This is a genomic window from Rhizobium sp. NRK18 (assembly GCF_024385575.1).
GTDB lineage: Bacteria > Pseudomonadota > Alphaproteobacteria > Rhizobiales > Rhizobiaceae > JANFMV01.
On sequence record NZ_JANFMV010000001.1, the window covers coordinates 3,776,812 to 3,793,499 of the forward strand.

Consider the following 16,688-nt stretch of genomic DNA (forward strand, 5'->3'; position numbering starts at 1 on the left):
CACTCCCTTATTGCGACTGGGCAGCGGTCGTGCTGCTGGTTGCTAGCTCACCGGACTTGATCACCGTTATGCTGTCGGCGCCCGTGCCTGAGTTCAGAATGCCCTTGGGGATCGACGTGTCTTCCTCTCCGGCGTCGGCGACGGAGCGCAATGCCAGCGTCAGACGATCAGCCATCTGCTGCGCAACCGCGATCACCTTGGCCTGATCCGGTGTCAGTTCGAGCGTCGCTGTCGAGCCGACGACAGCCTTCGAGCCGTCCTCCTGCTCCTGGATCTGCTGGTCGATCGCCAGGACGCGAACGTTGCTCAGGATCGTCCGCGTCTGGAAATTGCGGTTGTCGTCACGGCGGACCATGATGACGTCGACCCGGTCATTCGGGAGAATGAAGCCGCCGGCGCCGGTCGACACGGTAATATCGGTCGCGATGGCGCGCTTGCCGGCCGGCAGCAGCGACGACAGGATCCGGCTGTTGGAATCAGCGATCTTCTCCGGACGGATCGGCTCACCGGTAAACAGCGGCAGCCGGACGACGGATCCAGCCAATGCCGTGACGGCGTCAGGGCTCTTCGCCTTGGTGATCAGCCCCTCGGCAACGCTCCCCTGCGGCCAGGGCATCCATTCGACATTATCGGCATTGAGGCGACTGCCGACCGGCATGTTCTCCTTCGTGACGAGAACATCGACCGTCGGCTCCTTCTGGACGAGAGATTCAGCCTGCTGAACGATAACGGGCGGACGGCCCACCATGTTCACGACGAGAAGCCCTGCCAAGCCTGCGGCAACCACGGCGACTGTCAATATGATGATGCGGGCAGGTTTCATGATCGTCCCTTGAGGAATCGCGAATTGCTTTCCTCCAAGAATGATCAGCAAAAGGTGTAATTATGGTTAATGAGATACGGACAGACTTGGTTAACGAAAGCTTGTCGCAAGGGGTTTCAGGGCAACTCGCAGGTCAATGCACCTGAGTGACGAGAACCATCAGAGGCGAGGACGGATAGGCGAGAAACCCTCCGATTCCGATCGCAATTCCATAAGGGATCTTTTTCGCGTGCAGGATAGAGGACGGCAGGTTGATGCCCAATGCCATGATGGCATTTGCCTGGCTGCGCAAAACAAGGATCGTGAGCGTCACCGCGCCTCCGACATAGCAGACGTAGATCAGGAACTCGACGAGCGACGGTGTAAGCCCGAACCAGACGGCAGCCGCGGTCAGCAGCTTCGCGTCACCGCCACCCATCACATTCAAGGCAAAGAGGGCAAAGCAAACCGAGAACACGGCAAGACCGGCGGCATAGTGCAAGCCAATCTGCTGCCACGGGAGACCCATGGCCACAGCCATCAGGAGGAACGTTGCAAGCAAGATCGCTGACGCCCTGTTCGGAATGGTCATCGTGAAAAGATCCGAGAAGGCCGCGATTGCCAGGCACAGCGGAAATACAACGAAAATTGCAGCTGTGATCATCCTGTCCTCCTCTGCTCGAACAGTTTCAGTCTAGCCGCTAACCGTTAAGAAACTCGAACTTCGGCCACCGAATAAGGGCATTGCGGTTACACGAAGACCGCTCCCATCGCTGAGAGCGGTCTGTCGGTGTATCTTATGAAAGCGGCGGTTACTTTGTTTGCTTCCGCCGGGCTCCCAATCAGCCGGAATAATTCAGCTTGCCAGCGATGTTGGTGAACTGGTTGCTGAGGCTGTTACCGAGCGTCGAGGCGCCGGTGATGATTGCGACAGAGATGAGAGCGGCGATAAGGCCGTATTCGATGGCGGTCGCACCGGACTCGTCCTTCATAAAGCGTGCAAAAAGCTTGGTCATGGTGATCTCCTTCGTCCACTTGTTCAGCACTTCCGCCAACTGTTGCCGTTGTTCGGATGAGCAAACACTAGCCAAGCCCTGTTGCAATCGACTTAAAAAAAATAGTTACCAGTTCGTAAATATCGAGACATCATTCCTATGGTAAACAAGTTGCGAACCGCTCTGCTTCATTTTTAAATTATAGACCGGAAGCTCCGGACGCCTTGTCACCACGCGTCACCAGCAATTTGGCCAAGCTACAATCTTCGGTAAAATCCTGACCGCAATTCTCGCGGCTGGCGCTCGTCTCGGGAGCGAGCTGCTCCAAATGGAAGCGTTTAACCGTTCATTCACCATTCCGCGCCATTGTCGCGTTAGCATTTTTGTCATTCGAAGCTCGTCATCTTCCGGGGATCGTGCCGTCATGCGTGGCCATTTCATAAAGTCCTGCCTTGCCTTGACGTTTGCCCTCTGCGGCGTCGGTGCCGCGTCGGCCAGCGATGGCGATGCCATGCTGACGGTCTATATGAACCAGGCGCGGGTTTTGAAGCTTGATCGCCCCGTCAGCAAGGTCATCGTCGGCAATTCCGACGTGGCGGATGCGACGGTCGCCGATTCCAAGACGATCGTTCTGACCGGCCACGCATTCGGCACGACGAACCTCGTCCTGCTCGACGCCGATGGCAATGCGATCTTTGACGAACGCATTCTTGTCTCCATCGACGAAGACAATACCGTCCGCGTTTTCCGGCAGACGGACCGCACCGTTCTGTCCTGCACGCCGAACTGCGAAACCCACGCCGAGACCGGCACCACCAAGTAGCGGCCGGTCAACGCCCAGGGCGTGACACGTCCCCACTTTCCTTACCCACCGGAATTGCTTTAATGAGGGGCGGCTTCAGCCGTCATCTCTGCCAATTGCATGATATGACGGGTCGGAGCGATACCGATGCGCCCGAATGTTCCGTTTAAGGCAAAGCCCGAGACGGACTTCCGTGGCAGGCGAGGACATGATGGCACGAGCATTCCTTTACGTTCTGGATTCCTTCGGCGTTGGCGGGGCACCCGATGCGCGCATCTATGGAGATTCCGGAGCAAACACGCTTGGCCATATCGCCGAGGCCTGTGCCGCCGGCGCGGCCGACCGTAAAGGTCTGAGAAGCGGCCCGCTGCGCCTGCCCAACCTTTCCGCTCTCGGCCTGATGCACATTGCGGAGATGGCCTGCGGCCGCTTTCCGGCCGGCATGGAGATCCCTGACAGGGTCTTCGGCCTCTTCGGCGCGGCGAACGAGGTGTCGCGCGGCAAGGACACGCCGTCGGGCCATTGGGAAATCGCCGGACTGCCGGTCAAGTTCGACTGGGGCTATTTTCCCGACAAGACGCAGTCCTTCCCCGCCGAGCTCATCGAGGCAATCTGTCAGCATGCCGGTGTCGCGGGTATTCTCGGCAATTGCCATGCATCGGGTACCGACATTATCGCCCGTCTTGGTGAAGAGCATATCCGGACAGGCAAGCCGATCTGCTACACGTCGACCGACTCCGTCTTCCAGATTGCCGCCCATGAGGTACATTTCGGACTGGATCGCCTGTATCACCTGTCGCAGATCGTTCGACAGCTGCTCGATCCGCTGAACATCGGCCGCGTGATCGCCCGTCCGTTCATCGGCGAAGACGCCTCCACTTTCACCCGCACCGGCAATCGCCGCGACTTTTCCGTGCCGCCGCCGGAGCCGACGTTGCTCGACCGCGCCGCCAAGGCCGGCCGCGAGGTGATTGCCGTCGGCAAGGTCAGCGACATCTTTGCGGCCCGCGGTGTTACCGCCAAGATCAAGGCCGACGGCAATGGGGCGCTGATGTCGGCGAGCCTCGACCTGATGGAGAACGCGCCGGACGGCAGCCTCACCTTCACCAACTTCGTCGATTTCGACATGCTGTACGGCCATCGTCGCGATGTGGCCGGTTACGCAGCCGCCCTGGAGGTGTTCGACCGGCAGATGCCGGACGTCTTCCGCCGCCTGCGGCCGGGCGACCTCGTCCTGCTGACGGCGGACCACGGCTGTGACCCCACCTGGCGCGGAACGGACCACACGCGGGAACGCGTTCCGGTCATCGCCGTCGGGCCGAACATCCAGACCCGATCGATCGGCATCCGCAACACATACGCGGATATCGGCGAAACCGTGGCGCGCCATCTCGGCCTGCCCGCAGGGCGCTACGGCCGAAGCTTTCTCTGAAGCAGGCAGGCGCTAGGCCAAAGAAACCGGGCAAAACGCCGCGTCGTCTCTTGCGGCGCGCGTCGATTCCGTGGAAAAAAGTTTCGGATAATCAGAAAAGAAGGCCCACCCATGGACGGCGTTACCGTTATCGATCACCCGCTCGTGCAGCACAAGCTCACCATCATGCGCCGCAAGGAAACCTCGACCGCCAGCTTCCGACGGCTGCTCCGGGAGATTTCGACGCTGCTCTGCTACGAGGTGACCCGCGACCTCGAACTGACCATGGAGACGATCGAGACACCCATGACGGAGATGCAGGCGCCGGTGCTGGAAGGCAAGAAGCTGGTCTTCGCCTCCATCCTGCGCGCCGGCAACGGCCTTCTGGAAGGCATGCTGGAACTCGTCCCCTCCGCACGCGTCTCGCATATCGGTGTCTATCGCGACCACGAGACGCTGAAGCCGGTGGAATACTACTTCAAGGCACCGGAGGACATCTCGTCGCGCCTGATCATCGTCGTTGACCCGATGCTTGCAACCGGCAACTCCTCGATTGCTGCCGTCGACAAGCTGAAGGAGCGCGGAGCGAAGAACATCCGTTTCCTGTGCCTGCTCGCCGCCCCCGAAGGCGTGAAGAACTTCACCGAGGCACATCCCGACGTTCCGGTCTACACCGCCTCGATCGACAGCCATCTGAACGAAAAGGGCTATATCGTTCCGGGTCTTGGTGATGCCGGCGACCGGATGTACGGAACCAAATAGTTTAACTTTCCTTAACCAGGAAGCGTGGAAACGGGGCCCTAGCGGCTCCGTTTGCGTCTGCATTAACCAATCGTCAGACGCTGCAGCCTAACGATCGTGCGATTTCAAACGCAGAGGTCCGCCATGATCGTCCGCAGCATCGTCATTGCCGCCATCGCCGGCGTCGCAGCCCTTCAGGTGCCGTCGCTTATGACATCGCTGACGGGGCAGCAGCCGCCGGAAAAGACTACTGCAGCCGCGAAGACGACTGCAACGCCGGCCTCCTATGGGCACAGCGGCCGGACGGAGATAAGCGCGGGCCAGTCCGGACATTTCTTTGCACGGGTCCTGATAAACGGCCGCCCCGTCGACGGCATGATCGACACAGGCGCCAGCAGCGTCGCCATCAACGAGACGACGGCACGACGGGTCGGCATCGCCGGCAGCGACATTGACTACAAATACACGGTCGGGACGGCCAACGGTCAGGCTCGTGCCGCGAGCGTCATGCTCAAAGAGGTGCAGATCGGCAATGTCCGGGTGCGCGATGTCGAGGCCATGGTTCTCGAGGACAAGGCTCTCTCCGGCATGCTCGTCGGCATGAGCTTCATGAAGAAGCTGCAGTCCTATGCCGTCAAGGATGGCGTCTTGCAGCTCGTGCAGTGATCAGACGAGGCCAGTAACCACAGGTCTGTCTTCCGGCGGATCAGCAGAAATCCGATAGCTTGCGTTCAAGGCCGCACACGCCTTCTCTGCGTCGGATGCAGTCCGGGCATGGACGAAGGCGATCGGATCACCCACCCTCACCGACGTTTCGAGCGGCATCAGCCGGCTGAAACCAACAGAATGGTCGATGGCGTCGGACGGCTTGCGACGGCCGCCGCCCAATTCGATCACGGCGAGACCCACCTCCCGCGCATTGCAGGCCGAGAGAAAGCCATCCGCCGATGCCGGGACCGGGAGAATGACGGCCGCTTCCGGCAGATAGGCCGAAGACCTCTCCAGAAGATCGGCGGGACCGCCCAGCGCGCTGACCATGCGCGCAAACGTCTCTGCCGCCTGGCCATTTTCAAGCACCGTGCGGGCCATTGTTTCGGCCTCTGTCGGACCTGACGCGATCCCAGACTGCATCAGCATCTGGCCGGCAAGCGCAAAGACAATCGCTTCGAGGCGCGTTCCCTTCTTCTCACCCTTCAGGAAAGCGATGCAGTTGGCGATTTCGAGCGCATTGCCGGCCGCATCGGCGAGCGGTTCGTTCATATCGGTGATCAATGCCGATGTCCTGACACCCGCGTCATTGGCGACGCCCGCGAGGATGCGGGCCAACTCCTCGGCTTCCGCGATCGACGTCATGAAGGCGCCGCTGCCGAACTTGACGTCGAGGACCAGCGTTTCGAGGCCGGCGGCCAGTTTCTTCGACAGGATGGATGCGCAGATCAGCGGCATGGAATCGACCGTCGCCGTCACGTCGCGGATGCCGTAAAGAATGCGGTCGGCCGGCGCCAGATCACCGGTCGGGCCAATGATGGCGCAGCCGACATTGCGGACGGTGTCGCGAAGCCGCCGCCCGTCCGGACGAATTTGATAGCCGGGAATGGATTCGAGCTTGTCGAGCGTGCCGCCGGTGTGTCCCAGCCCCCTACCCGAGATCATCGGCACGGCGGCCCCGCAGGCCGCAAGAATGGGCGCCAGCATGAGCGACACATTGTCGCCGACGCCGCCTGTCGAGTGCTTGTCGACAATCGGCCGGCCGGCATCGCTCCAGTCGAGCACATCGCCGCTGTCGCGCATGGCGAGCGTCAGAGCCACCGTCTCGGCGCGGCTCATGCCCTTGAAATAGACGGCCATGGCAAAGGCGGCGGCCTGACCTTCGGTGATCGTGCCGGCCGTCATGCCGGCGATGAATTCGCCGATCGCGGCGGCGGACAATTCCTCACCGTCGCGTTTCTGGCGGATGGTTTCCTGTGGGAGCATTCTAATGGTTCGCCTGCATGCTTAAGTCTTCAAAGCGCCGGCCCGAGAGAACCGACAGGATGTCGTCGAGAAGAATGGTCGCGCCGAAGCGGAAGGTGGAGGGCATCACCCAGTCCTCGCCCATCACCGTCTGCGCCAGGCCGAGATAGAGGCCGGAATTTTCCACGGACCGCATGCCGCCGGACGGCTTGATGCCGACCTTGCGGCCACTGTCGCGGATCGCTTGCAGGATGATGTCGACGGCCTCCTGCGTGGCGTGCACGCCGGCGCGGCCGGTCGATGTCTTGATGAAGTCCGTGCCCGAATCGATCGTCAGTTCCGCCGCCCGATGGATGAGGTGCGGATCGCTCAGAATGCCGGTCTCCAGAATGGTCTTCAGCACCGCATCCCCGCCACAGATGGCCCTGACGGCGGCAACCATTGCCGTGACCGCCTGCTCGTCGCCCGCCATCAGGGCGCGGTAGGGAATGACCAGATCGACTTCATCCGCTCCGGCATCGAGAACCGCACGTGTCTCCTCCGCCACGGCGAGGCGGGTGCTTTCGCCATCGGGGAAATTGACCACAGTGGCGATCTTCACACCGTGCGACGGTCCGAGGATGGAGCGCGCCAGCGACACGTAGCGCGGCAGGATGCAGATTGCCGCCGCATTGCCGTAGCCGGTCTGTGCCCGCGCGCAGAGCTCGATGACATCGTCCTCGCTGCAATCGGCACGCAGGTTGGTGAGATCCAGTAAGGACAAGGCTAAGGCCGCCGTCTCGCGCAGATCATGGCGATCCATCATGAAGGTCTCCTCCGGCAATCATCTCCCTCAGGATTGCCGCAAGACGCCTTCCACCAACGGGGGCCATGTCTTTTGTTTCTTCGTGACTGAGTTCTGCCCCGGTCATGCCGGCGGCAAAATTGGTAATGACGGAAGCGGCGGCAACCTTCATTCCATAATAGCGCGCCAGGATGACTTCGGGAACCGTCGACATGCCGACAGCGTCCGCACCCAGTATCCGGGCCATGCGGATCTCTGCCGGCGTCTCGAAGCTCGGGCCGGAGAACCACATGTAGACGCCACTTGCCAGGTTGACGTTGGCCTTGATCGCTGCAGCACGCATCCGCTCGACAAGGGCTGCATCATAGGCGTTCGTCATGCCGACGAAGCGGCGGTCGCTGCGCTCGCCGATCAGCGGATTCATGCCCGAATAGTTGATGTGGTCGGTGATCAGCATCACCGAGCCCGGAGGCATCTCATCCTTCAGCGAACCGGCGGAATTGGTGAGGATCAGCGTGTTGACGCCCAGCCCCTCCAGCACGGCGATCGGCAGCCGCATCGCCGCAGCCTCACCCTGCTCGTAATAGTGTACCCGGCCCGACAGCATGACGACCGGGGTCTTTCCCATATAGCCGGCGACAAGTTCGCCGGCATGACCGGAGACGCCGCCATGCGGAAAACCCTCGAGCTCCGCATAGGGGACGCGGACCGCATCCCGCAGTTCATCGGCCAGATGGCCCAGACCGGATCCAAGCACGATGCCGTATTTCGGCAGGAGCCCGTTCAGCCTGTCAACGAGAAGGTCGATGACCTCCTTCATCCGATGACCTCGGTCTCGAAGGCGAAGGGCAGCAGTTCGTCGATCGTCAGGGTCTTTTGCACGCCGACTTCATCGCAGAGATAGATGCAGGTGTCTCTGGTGGCGAACTCGGCGATCTTCTGCCGGCAGCCGCCGCAGGGCGGGCAAAGTGGCAGCTTCTCGGCGATCACGGCGATCTCGACGATCTTCTTCGCGCCGCCCATGATCATCTGGCCGATCGCCGTGCATTCGGCGCACCAGCCCTGCGGGAAGGCGAGGTTCTCGATATTGGCGCCCTTGTAGACCTTGCCGTCCTCGCCGCGGATCGCGGCGCCGACGGGGAACTTGGAATAGGGCGCATAGGCAAATGCCATCGCGTCCTTCGCGGCCTTGAAAAGCTCGTCGGTCATGGCTTAGCGCTCCTTGGTATAGGGCACGCCGCCGGCCTTCGGCGGACGCGCGACGCCGATGAAGCCGGCCAGAAGCACGCAGGTCAGGATGTAGGGCAGCGCCTGGAAGATCTGCACGGGGATTTCGCCGATGCCGAACACCGTCTTGCCCTGCATGAAATTGGCGAAGGCATCGAGGAAGCCGAACAGAAGGCAGGCGAGCATGACGGGCACCGGCTTCCACTTGGCGAAGATCAGGGCGGCAAGCGCGATGTAGCCCTTGCCGGCCGACATGTCCTTGATGAAGGCCGCCGACTGGGCGGTCGAAAGATAGGTGCCTGCGAATCCGCAGAGGAAGCCCGCGCAGATGAGGGCGCGGTAGCGCAGCCAGGTCACCGAAATGCCGGCCGTATCGACCGCACCCGGATTTTCGCCGACGGCGCGCAGACGCAGGCCGAAGCGGGTGCGGTAGAGGACCCACCAGGAGAGCGGCACTGCGGCAAAGGCCATGTAAGTCAGGATGTTCTGACCGGAAATGACATTCGCATAGAACTTGCCCAGATAGCCCATGCTGCGGGCGGCATCGGCGCCGGGAAAGACGATCTCGGTAAAGCGCGCGCCGGCCGGCAATGACGGTGTGCGGCCGCCCTGCTGGAACCAGGCGCTGCCCAGCACGACGGTCAGACCGGCCGCCAGGAAGTTCAGCGCCACGCCGGAGACGATCTGGTTGCCGCGGTTGGTGATCGAGGCAAAGCCGTGGATCAGGGAAAACAGGATCGACACCAGGATACCGCCGCCGAGGCCGAGCCAGGCGGATCCGGTGACATAGGCGACGCTGGCCGAAGCGAAGGCGGCCGCCAGCATCTTGCCTTCCAGGCCGATGTCGAAAATGCCGGAACGCTCCGAAAACAGCCCGGCCAGCGCGGTGAAGATCAGCGGGATCGACAGACGGATCGTCGAGCCGAGAATACTGATGAAAATATCGATGTATTCCATCCCCTCACCTCACACGGTTACGAATTTCTGGTAGACGCGAACGATCGCCGGCCGGAACATGTATTCCAGCGCCCCGGCGAACAGGATGACGAGACCCTGGATGACCAGGATCATCTCGCGGGTAATCGCCGGCATGTCGAAGGAGAGTTCCGCGCCGCCCTGGTAGAGCACGCCGAACAGCACCGCCGCGAAGATGATGCCGAGCGGATGGTTGCGCCCCATCAGCGACACGGCAATGCCGACGAAGCCCGCACCGCCGACGAATTCCAGCTGCAGGCGGGCGGATGCCCCCATCACCGGATTGAGCGCCATCATGCCGGCAAGACCGCCGGAGATCAGCATGGTGATGATGACGGTGCGGACATAGGGAATGCCGCCATAGGAGGCCGCAGACGGCGAGAAGCCGAGGGTGCGGATCTCGTAGCCGAGCTTCGTGCGCCAGATCAAGAGCCAGACGACCAGACACATGAACAGCGCGACGAGGAACGAGAAATTCAGCGGCGCGGCGCCGAGCTTGGAGCCGAACATGGCGATCAGCCAGTCGAGCTTCGGCAATTGTCCGCCTTCCAGGAAGGTGCGCGTTTCCGGCGCCATCTTGCCCGGCACGATCAGCACGCGCACGAGCAGGTAGTTCATCAGGCTGGCGCCGATGAAGTTGAACATGATCGTGGTGATGACGATATGGCTGCCGCGCTTTGCCTGCATCAGGGCGGGCAGGAAGGCCCAGGCGGCACCGAAGATCGCCGACAGGATGACGGCGAACGGCATGGTGACGTACCACGGCACGTAATGATCGAGCGACAGGGCGGCGATCGCAGCACCTAGGCCGCCGATATAGGCCTGACCTTCGGAACCGATGTTGAACAGGCCCGCATGGATGGCGACGGCGACAGACAGACCGGTGAAGATGAAGCTCGTTGCATAATAGAGGGTGAAACCGATGCCCTCACCCCGTCCCAGGGCGCCCTGCAAGAGGAGCGTCAGCGCCTCGATCGGGCTTTCGCCGATCATCCAGACGACGAAGCCCGAAACGATGAAGGCGGCACAGAGATTGATCAGCGGGATGAGACCGTAATTGATCCAGTTGGGTAGCGGTACGGATGCCGTGCTCATGTATGTCCCTTACGCCGCTATGCCGGCCATCATCAGGCCGAGTGCCTGTTCGTCCGCATCCGGTGTCTTCTCGCCGACCACATGGCCGGCAAACATCACCAGGATACGGTCCGAAAGGGCGCGGATTTCGTCCAGTTCGACCGACACCAGAAGTACGGCCTTGCCTTCGTCGCGCATCTCGATGATGCGCCGGTGGATGAATTCGATGGCGCCGATATCGACGCCGCGTGTCGGCTGGCCGATGATCAGCATCTTCGGGTCGCGCTCGATCTCGCGGGCGACGACGATCTTCTGCTGGTTGCCGCCGGAAAAATTGGCCGTCTTCAGGCGCGGATCCGGCGGACGAATGTCGTATTTCTCGATCTTTTCGGCGGCATCCTTGCGGATCGCGTCGAGGTTCAGGAACATGCCCTTGCCGTAGCGCTCGTCACGATGATAGCCGAGTATGGAGTTTTCATATTCCTCGAACTTCAGCACCAGACCCATGTGGTGCCGATCTTCGGGAATATGGGCGAGGCCCAGCGCCCTCAGCGTCGCGGGGTCGGCGTGGGGCACCTGCTTGCCGTCGATGAAGATCTGTCCCGAGGTCGGCTTGCGGATGCCGGCGATCGCCTCCAGCAGTTCGGACTGGCCGTTGCCGGCGACACCGGCGATGCCGACGATCTCGCCAGCCCGGACATCGAACGAGACGTTGTCGACCATGGTGACGCCGCGGCCGTCCTTCACCGTCAGGTTCTTCACCGACAGGAGAACATTACCCGGATTGGCTTCGCCCTTTTCGACCCGCAGGAGAACGCGCCGGCCGACCATCAGCTCGGCAAGCTCTTCCACCGTCGTTTCCGACGTCTTGCGGGTCGCGACCATTTCGCCGCGGCGCATGACGGAGACCGTATCGGTGATCGCCATGATCTCGCGCAGCTTGTGGGTGATGAGGATGACCGTCTTGCCCTGGTCGCGGAGCACGCCAAGGATGCGGAAAAGGTGATCGGCTTCGGCGGGGGTCAGCACGCCCGTCGGCTCATCGAGGATGAGAATCTCGGCGCCACGATACATGGCTTTCAGGATTTCGACGCGCTGCTGCAGGCCGACCGGCAGTTCCTCGATCACGGCATCGGGATTGACCTCGAGACCGTATTCGCTTTCCAGCCGCTTCAACTCCGCCCGCGCCGCGGCCACGCCCTTCTTCAAGAGGCTGCCGCCTTCTGCGCCGAGCATGATGTTCTCCAGCACAGTGAAATTCTCGACCAGCATGAAATGCTGATGCACCATGCCGATGCCGGCGTCGATCGCCGCCTGGCTGTCACGGATTGCGACCGGCGCGCCATTGATGCGGATTTCGCCGCTGTCTGCCTGATAGAAGCCATAGAGGATCGACATCAGCGTCGATTTCCCGGCCCCGTTTTCTCCGATGATCCCGTGGATCGTCCCCTTTGCGACCTTGAGGTCGATATTCTTGTTGGCATGAACCGCGCCGAATTTCTTGTCGATTCCGGCGAGCTCGATTGCGATGTCCTGGCTCACGTGACCACTCCAGATGCAGACGGCAAATGGGCGCATGACGGTTTCCCCTCCGCCATGCGCCCATTGCTCATTCAGGGATTACATGCCGGGGCAGGCGTTGTCCGTCGTGTAATCGTGCACCTGGACAGCGCCCGAGATGATGTCGGCCTTGGCCTTCTCAACTGCGGTCTTCATGTCGTCGGTGATCAGGCTGGCGTTGTTGTCGTCGAGCGCGTAGTCGACGCCGCCTTCCTTGAGGCCGAGATTCTGGATGCCGGTGGTGAACTTGTCGTCCTTGGTGTCGGCGAAGGCGTTGTAGATCGCCAGATCGACGCGCTTGACCATGGAGGTGAGAACCGAGCCCGGATGCAGGTAGTTCTGGTTGGAGTCGACGCCGATCGAGAACTTGCCGTTGTCGGCCGCCGTCTGCAGAACGCCGAGACCGGTGGCACCGGCAGCCGCGAAGATCACGTCCGCACCCTGGTCGATCTGGTTCTTGGTCAGCTCGCCGCCGCGAACCGGGTCGTTCCAGGCCGCACCGGTCGTGCCGGTCATGTTCTGGAAGACTTCGATGTCCGGCTTGACCGACTTCGCGCCCAGTTCATAGCCGCACTCGAACTTGCGGATCAGCGGAATGTCCATGCCGCCGACGAAACCGACCTTGCCCGTTGCCGACTTCAGGCCGGCCAGAACGCCGACGAGATAGGAGCCTTCGTTTTCCTTGAAGAGAACGGAACGGACGTTGGGCTTTTCGACGACCGAGTCGACGATGACGAACTTGGTGTCCGGAAACTCGGCTGCGACCTTGTCAAGCGCCGAGGACCAGGCGAAGGAGATTGCGACGACCGGGTTGAAGCCCTTCGATGCGAAGTTGCGAAGCGCCTGCTCGCCCTGGGTGTCGTCGTTCGGCGCGAAGTCGCGGTAGTCGATACCGGTTTCCGCCTTGAACTTCTCGGCGCCGTTATAGGCCGCTTCGTTGAACGACTTGTCGAACTTGCCGCCCGTGCCGTAAACCAGCGCCGGCTTGATGTCGGCGGCCAGCGCCGAAGCCGACATTGCGGCCATGGCGAAGAGGGTCAAAAGTGATTTTTTCATTGTGCAGCCCTGTTGTAGCTATTGATCTTGTTGGGTCCTCCCGCAAGCCCGCCCCTGACGGAAACGAACATGTCTGCGGTACCATCCGCCGCCGCCTTCAAGCGGCACGGTCGAGGCATCCTTGCATGCCCAAACAAAAAATTCACGAGAATTTTTCTCAGCTGGTAAAATTTTCTTCCTGCCATCAAAACCTGTGCAAAAAGGGCCGCTTCCGGCGGAAGCGACCCTCGGGCATTCGAATTTTCAGGCCAGGTTCAGATCAGCCGAGCGGGCAGCTGACGCCGGTTCCGCGCAAGCCGCAATAGCCGCCCGGATTCTTGGCCAGATACTGCTGATGATAGTCCTCAGCATAAAAGTACGGACCGACCATGGCGATTTCGGTGGTGATCTCTGCGTTCACGCCGGCCTTGCTCATCGCTGCCTGGAACCGGTCACGGGCCGCCTTCGCCTGCGCCAACTGCTCATCCGTCGTGCAATAGAGCGCCGAGCGGTAGGTGGTGCCGACGTCATTGCCCTGGCGCATGCCCTGGGTCGGGTCATGCTCCTCGAAAAACGTCTTCAGCAACGTCTCGTAGGAGATGACGGACGGGTCGTAGACAACCTTGACGACCTCTGCGTGACCCGTCAGGCCCGTCGTCGTTTCCTGGTAGGTCGGGTTTTCGGTGATGCCGCCGGAATAGCCGACGGACGTGACCCATACGCCATCGAGCTTCCAGAACAGCCGCTCGGCGCCCCAGAAACAGCCCATGCCGAAATAGGCAACTTCACACCCTTCCGGATATGGCCCCTTCAGCGGCCGTCCGTTGACGAAGTGGTTCTCCGCCGTCGGAATGGCATCGGCCCGCCCCTTCAATGCCGTGGAGGCATCGGGCATCATCGTCTTCTTGGAAAACATCTCTGTCAGAAACATGCTTCACCTTCCTTTGCCGCTATGGCCTGGCGCGGCGCGGAGGGCCTTCGCCCGTTCAAGCGGCGAAGCGACCTGCGGCCGGCTCTTTCCTGTAACCGATCATCCACATCACCAGCGCGATCGCGAGAAAGACCGCAAAGGCCGGCTGGGACAGGACCCATTGAACCATCAGGTTCCACGAGCCCGCATTGAGATTGTGTTCGACGAAGCCCTGCAGCGACAGAAGCGTCGCCGGGCTCACATCCTGCCAAGCCGTTCCGAACGGCGTCAGCACGACATCGCTGTCTGCCACCGACTGCACGGAATCGACCGTCCCCGAAATCACCGCCAGAACGAGCGCAATCAGACTTAGAACGCGGAAAATGAACCGCATTTTGCCTTCCCCCTATGCTCCCGTGCCGGATTTTCCGGTCTTCCGGGATTTCCCTTGTCTCGCCCGGATCATAATTTAGTTTGCCCACCCTTGTGACGCAATGGTCAAAGCGGTGAACGATTTTCACGGGATGATCAAAATTCTGTCACAGGCGGGTTGATTAGCGCTGCAGCATCGGTATATATCGCGCCCGTTCTGCACGGTACGCCGTTGACCTCAACGCTGCCGCAGCACCCGGATTTTCCACCGGGTCAGCAGAAAACTGGACAGGTGGCCGAGTGGTTTAAGGCGCACGCCTGGAACGCGTGTGTACGTGAAAGCGTACCGAGGGTTCGAATCCCTCTCTGTCCGCCATATCCCCTTTGCCAGTGCTTCTTGAATTCGACCGTTTCGGACGCGCCGCGTGGCGCAGACGGGTATTCATGCATCAGAAGCGCGCTCGCACAACGTGCGCAACTCAGTCGCGGGCGTGGATGATCTCCAGCCGTGGCATGCCGATGGGCATTACACCTGCATCCCTTGCCAGCGCCCCAAAGCCTTCGGTTTCGATCAGGTAGCGATACGGCTTTTCCGGAAACCTGAGGCCGGTCCGGTGGCAGTCTGCGTCGACGAGGATCATCGTCCCGCCAACCCCGTGCAGGGGTACGGTTTCGAGGTAGCGAAGGTCGTGCAGGTGGCGACGCGGGGCCCAGTCTTCCGGCGGCTGAAGAAGGCCGTCACGGATATGCCGATAGAGCTCCACCCGCCCGGGCTGATAGACCGTCAGGAATGTATTGAGGTCGAAACTCGGGCCGCCGGGATCACGCACGCAATTCGGCACGACGATGCGCGCCCCAGAGGATGCGAGGCGGCTGACGATATCTGCCGGATAGTCCACGACGTCTGCGTCGATCCACAGCACCCGGTCATGTTCGGGCATCAGCGTCTTTTCGAGAAGGTCGTTCCGCGCCTTGGCGATCCCGGCCCGGCGCAAGCGCTGCACTTCGGGCTTCCAGCGCTTGCGCCGGTCAAGCCTGGGTGCGTTGCGTCCGCATTCGACCACCTCGACGGAGGCGAAATCGGCAGCGTGGCGGGTGACGAAATCGGCCAGCATTCTGGCCGAGTTGTCGCCGCTGTCGCCGTGGCCGAACCGCAGGTGAAGGCGGTCTCTCGGATAATCAAGCGCAAGCAGCAGTTCGAAACTGCGCGGCAGCGTCGGCTCGGCGTCCCGCACCGGGATCAGGACAAGAAGCTGGCCATTTTCAGACCGGGGCGGATGTCCATCGTGGAGGCGCGTCATGTCGATTTCGGCAAGCGCCTGCGCCGGATCAAGCCGCGGCCCGCCAAACATCCAGTCGCACAGCATGCGAATGCGCGCCACCTTGCGCCGCGGCCAGCTTTCCTTTCGCCGTTTGAACCAGCTACCCTTCCAGAGATGCGTGGAAAAGGTGAATGCTGCGAACGGGCCATAGGGCTCGTCGCCAGACGGGTTGCCATGGACATCCATGTCCGCGAAAAGCCCGGACGAATTGAGGGCCAACGACCCGGGGTCCGGCCAGTTGTTGACGGCTGCCGACAAGATCAGAGGGCCGGTCGTCTCCAGGACATCACCGTCGCGGCGGTCGGCCATCAGGCGGCACAGGTCGATGACGGAGTTCCAGAACGGGTGGCCCGGCGGACTTGCCATCGTGCCGTTGAACCACAGCCGGTCGAGTCCCCGGATCAATGCGGGCTCCCAATGCCGGCCAGGCTCCTCGCACAAGATGACGCGGTTATCGCCGGCAATCGGCTCGAGAGACTGCAGGCAACGCGTATCCACGTCGGCATAGAGGCCTCCAAACCGCTGCAATATGCAATATCGGGCGAGATCCGCCTTCTGTACGGGCCGGGAGTACGATTGATAGAGGTCGAGAAGATCCGGACGCTCCTCCCGGAAGAAGGCCAGAAGATCATCATCTGTCCAGAAACGGTATTCCCAGCCCGGATTTTTCTCGATCCAGCTTTCGGGATAGCCCATGTCCTCTGGTATATGGCGGGTCTTCCAGG

General features: G+C 61.5%; 18 protein-coding genes and 1 tRNA gene. 5 read left to right on the plus strand and 14 right to left on the minus strand.

The window, feature by feature from the left end; translation table 11 throughout:
* Window positions 1-7: 7 nt before the first annotated feature.
* The 3 genes from cpaB to NN662_RS17935 form a co-directional block, all read right to left on the minus strand.
* The gene (cpaB, locus tag NN662_RS17925; RefSeq protein ID WP_261931575.1) at window positions 8-823 is read right to left on the minus strand and encodes a Flp pilus assembly protein CpaB; all 816 of its coding nucleotides are present in this window, start codon (window positions 821-823) and stop codon (window positions 8-10) included.
* Between the two features lie 133 nt (window positions 824-956).
* Window positions 957-1,466, minus strand: coding sequence for a prepilin peptidase (locus NN662_RS17930; protein ID WP_261931576.1), 510 nt, complete (start codon window positions 1,464-1,466; stop codon window positions 957-959).
* A 178-nt stretch (window positions 1,467-1,644) separates the two neighbouring features.
* Complete coding sequence (locus NN662_RS17935; RefSeq protein ID WP_261931577.1) at window positions 1,645-1,818, minus strand: Flp family type IVb pilin; 174 nt, start codon at window positions 1,816-1,818, stop codon at window positions 1,645-1,647.
* 403 nt (window positions 1,819-2,221) lie between these two features.
* Here NN662_RS17935 and NN662_RS17940 point away from each other — a divergent pair, with 403 nt between their 5' ends.
* The 4 genes from NN662_RS17940 to NN662_RS17955 all read left to right on the plus strand — a co-directional run bounded on the left by NN662_RS17940 (window position 2,222) and on the right by NN662_RS17955 (window position 5,417).
* Window positions 2,222-2,620 carry a pilus assembly protein N-terminal domain-containing protein gene (locus NN662_RS17940; RefSeq protein ID WP_261931578.1) on the plus strand — a complete coding sequence of 133 codons (399 nt, stop codon included), beginning with the start codon at window positions 2,222-2,224 and terminating at the stop codon, window positions 2,618-2,620.
* Window positions 2,621-2,810: 190 nt separating this feature from the next.
* Window positions 2,811-4,031: a phosphopentomutase gene (locus tag NN662_RS17945; RefSeq protein WP_261932020.1), complete on the plus strand. Its 1,221-nt coding sequence runs from the start codon at window positions 2,811-2,813 to the stop codon at window positions 4,029-4,031.
* A gap of 111 nt (window positions 4,032-4,142) precedes the next feature.
* Entirely contained in the window at window positions 4,143-4,772 is a 630-nt protein-coding gene (gene upp, locus NN662_RS17950) for a uracil phosphoribosyltransferase (RefSeq protein ID WP_261931579.1), read from the plus strand.
* A 123-nt stretch (window positions 4,773-4,895) separates the two neighbouring features.
* Window positions 4,896-5,417 (plus strand): TIGR02281 family clan AA aspartic protease, encoded by a 522-nt coding sequence (locus NN662_RS17955; protein ID WP_261931580.1) that lies wholly within the window; start codon window positions 4,896-4,898, stop codon window positions 5,415-5,417.
* Here NN662_RS17955 and deoA read toward each other — a convergent pair whose 3' ends face one another.
* From deoA to NN662_RS18005, 10 genes are all read right to left on the minus strand, one after another.
* Window positions 5,418-6,725 (minus strand): thymidine phosphorylase, encoded by a 1,308-nt coding sequence (gene deoA / locus NN662_RS17960; protein ID WP_261931581.1) that lies wholly within the window; start codon window positions 6,723-6,725, stop codon window positions 5,418-5,420. It lies immediately after the preceding gene.
* A gap of 1 nt (window position 6,726) precedes the next feature.
* Window positions 6,727-7,506 carry a deoxyribose-phosphate aldolase gene (gene deoC, locus NN662_RS17965; protein WP_261932021.1) on the minus strand — a complete coding sequence of 260 codons (780 nt, stop codon included), beginning with the start codon at window positions 7,504-7,506 and terminating at the stop codon, window positions 6,727-6,729.
* Entirely contained in the window at window positions 7,493-8,308 is an 816-nt protein-coding gene (locus tag NN662_RS17970) for a purine-nucleoside phosphorylase (RefSeq protein ID WP_261931582.1), read from the minus strand. Before NN662_RS17970 ends, deoC begins: the two co-directional genes overlap by 14 nt.
* Window positions 8,305-8,697, minus strand: a complete 393-nt coding sequence (locus NN662_RS17975) for a cytidine deaminase (protein ID WP_261931583.1) — start codon at window positions 8,695-8,697, stop codon at window positions 8,305-8,307. Before NN662_RS17975 ends, NN662_RS17970 begins: the two co-directional genes overlap by 4 nt.
* 3 nt (window positions 8,698-8,700) lie before the next feature.
* Window positions 8,701-9,672: an ABC transporter permease gene (locus NN662_RS17980; protein WP_261931584.1), complete on the minus strand. Its 972-nt coding sequence runs from the start codon at window positions 9,670-9,672 to the stop codon at window positions 8,701-8,703.
* Between the two features lie 9 nt (window positions 9,673-9,681).
* Complete coding sequence (locus tag NN662_RS17985; RefSeq protein ID WP_261931585.1) at window positions 9,682-10,785, minus strand: ABC transporter permease; 1,104 nt, start codon at window positions 10,783-10,785, stop codon at window positions 9,682-9,684.
* Between the two features lie 9 nt (window positions 10,786-10,794).
* Complete coding sequence (locus NN662_RS17990) at window positions 10,795-12,342, minus strand: ABC transporter ATP-binding protein (RefSeq protein WP_410010948.1); 1,548 nt, start codon at window positions 12,340-12,342, stop codon at window positions 10,795-10,797.
* Window positions 12,343-12,384: 42 nt separating this feature from the next.
* Window positions 12,385-13,380 carry a BMP family protein gene (locus NN662_RS17995; protein WP_261931586.1) on the minus strand — a complete coding sequence of 332 codons (996 nt, stop codon included), beginning with the start codon at window positions 13,378-13,380 and terminating at the stop codon, window positions 12,385-12,387.
* 259 nt (window positions 13,381-13,639) lie between these two features.
* Window positions 13,640-14,290, minus strand: a complete 651-nt coding sequence (msrA, locus tag NN662_RS18000; RefSeq protein ID WP_261931587.1) for a peptide-methionine (S)-S-oxide reductase MsrA — start codon at window positions 14,288-14,290, stop codon at window positions 13,640-13,642.
* A 55-nt stretch (window positions 14,291-14,345) separates the two neighbouring features.
* Window positions 14,346-14,663, minus strand: a complete 318-nt coding sequence (locus tag NN662_RS18005) for a hypothetical protein (RefSeq protein WP_261931588.1) — start codon at window positions 14,661-14,663, stop codon at window positions 14,346-14,348.
* A 264-nt stretch (window positions 14,664-14,927) separates the two neighbouring features.
* On the opposite strand from NN662_RS18005, the gene NN662_RS18010 reads away from it, so the two are divergent.
* Window positions 14,928-15,017 (plus strand) — tRNA-Ser (locus NN662_RS18010).
* Window positions 15,018-15,120: 103 nt separating this feature from the next.
* On the opposite strand, the gene NN662_RS18015 is transcribed toward NN662_RS18010, so the two are convergent.
* Window positions 15,121-16,659: a glycosyltransferase gene (locus tag NN662_RS18015; protein ID WP_261931589.1), complete on the minus strand. Its 1,539-nt coding sequence runs from the start codon at window positions 16,657-16,659 to the stop codon at window positions 15,121-15,123.
* Between the last annotated feature and the right edge of the window lie 29 nt (window positions 16,660-16,688).

Coding starts and splice junctions, on each gene's coding strand:
- deoA (WP_261931581.1), bottom strand. CDS start 6,725: ATGCTCCCACAGGAAACCATCCGCCAGAAACGCGACGGTGAGGAATTG.
- NN662_RS17980 (WP_261931584.1), bottom strand. CDS start 9,672: ATGGAATACATCGATATTTTCATCAGTATTCTCGGCTCGACGATCCGT.
- NN662_RS17990 (WP_410010948.1), bottom strand. CDS start 12,342: ATGCGCCCATTTGCCGTCTGCATCTGGAGTGGTCACGTGAGCCAGGAC.
- NN662_RS17995 (WP_261931586.1), bottom strand. CDS start 13,380: ATGAAAAAATCACTTTTGACCCTCTTCGCCATGGCCGCAATGTCGGCT.
- NN662_RS17970 (WP_261931582.1), bottom strand. CDS start 8,308: ATGAAGGAGGTCATCGACCTTCTCGTTGACAGGCTGAACGGGCTCCTG.
- NN662_RS17955 (WP_261931580.1), top strand. CDS start 4,896: ATGATCGTCCGCAGCATCGTCATTGCCGCCATCGCCGGCGTCGCAGCC.
- NN662_RS18015 (WP_261931589.1), bottom strand. CDS start 16,659: ATGGGCTATCCCGAAAGCTGGATCGAGAAAAATCCGGGCTGGGAATAC.
- NN662_RS17945 (WP_261932020.1), top strand. CDS start 2,811: ATGGCACGAGCATTCCTTTACGTTCTGGATTCCTTCGGCGTTGGCGGG.
- cpaB (WP_261931575.1), bottom strand. CDS start 823: ATGAAACCTGCCCGCATCATCATATTGACAGTCGCCGTGGTTGCCGCA.
- NN662_RS18005 (WP_261931588.1), bottom strand. CDS start 14,663: ATGCGGTTCATTTTCCGCGTTCTAAGTCTGATTGCGCTCGTTCTGGCG.
- msrA (WP_261931587.1), bottom strand. CDS start 14,290: ATGTTTCTGACAGAGATGTTTTCCAAGAAGACGATGATGCCCGATGCC.
- NN662_RS17940 (WP_261931578.1), top strand. CDS start 2,222: ATGCGTGGCCATTTCATAAAGTCCTGCCTTGCCTTGACGTTTGCCCTC.
- NN662_RS17930 (WP_261931576.1), bottom strand. CDS start 1,466: ATGATCACAGCTGCAATTTTCGTTGTATTTCCGCTGTGCCTGGCAATC.
- upp (WP_261931579.1), top strand. CDS start 4,143: ATGGACGGCGTTACCGTTATCGATCACCCGCTCGTGCAGCACAAGCTC.
- deoC (WP_261932021.1), bottom strand. CDS start 7,506: ATGGATCGCCATGATCTGCGCGAGACGGCGGCCTTAGCCTTGTCCTTA.
- NN662_RS17985 (WP_261931585.1), bottom strand. CDS start 10,785: ATGAGCACGGCATCCGTACCGCTACCCAACTGGATCAATTACGGTCTC.
- NN662_RS17935 (WP_261931577.1), bottom strand. CDS start 1,818: ATGACCAAGCTTTTTGCACGCTTTATGAAGGACGAGTCCGGTGCGACC.
- NN662_RS17975 (WP_261931583.1), bottom strand. CDS start 8,697: ATGACCGACGAGCTTTTCAAGGCCGCGAAGGACGCGATGGCATTTGCC.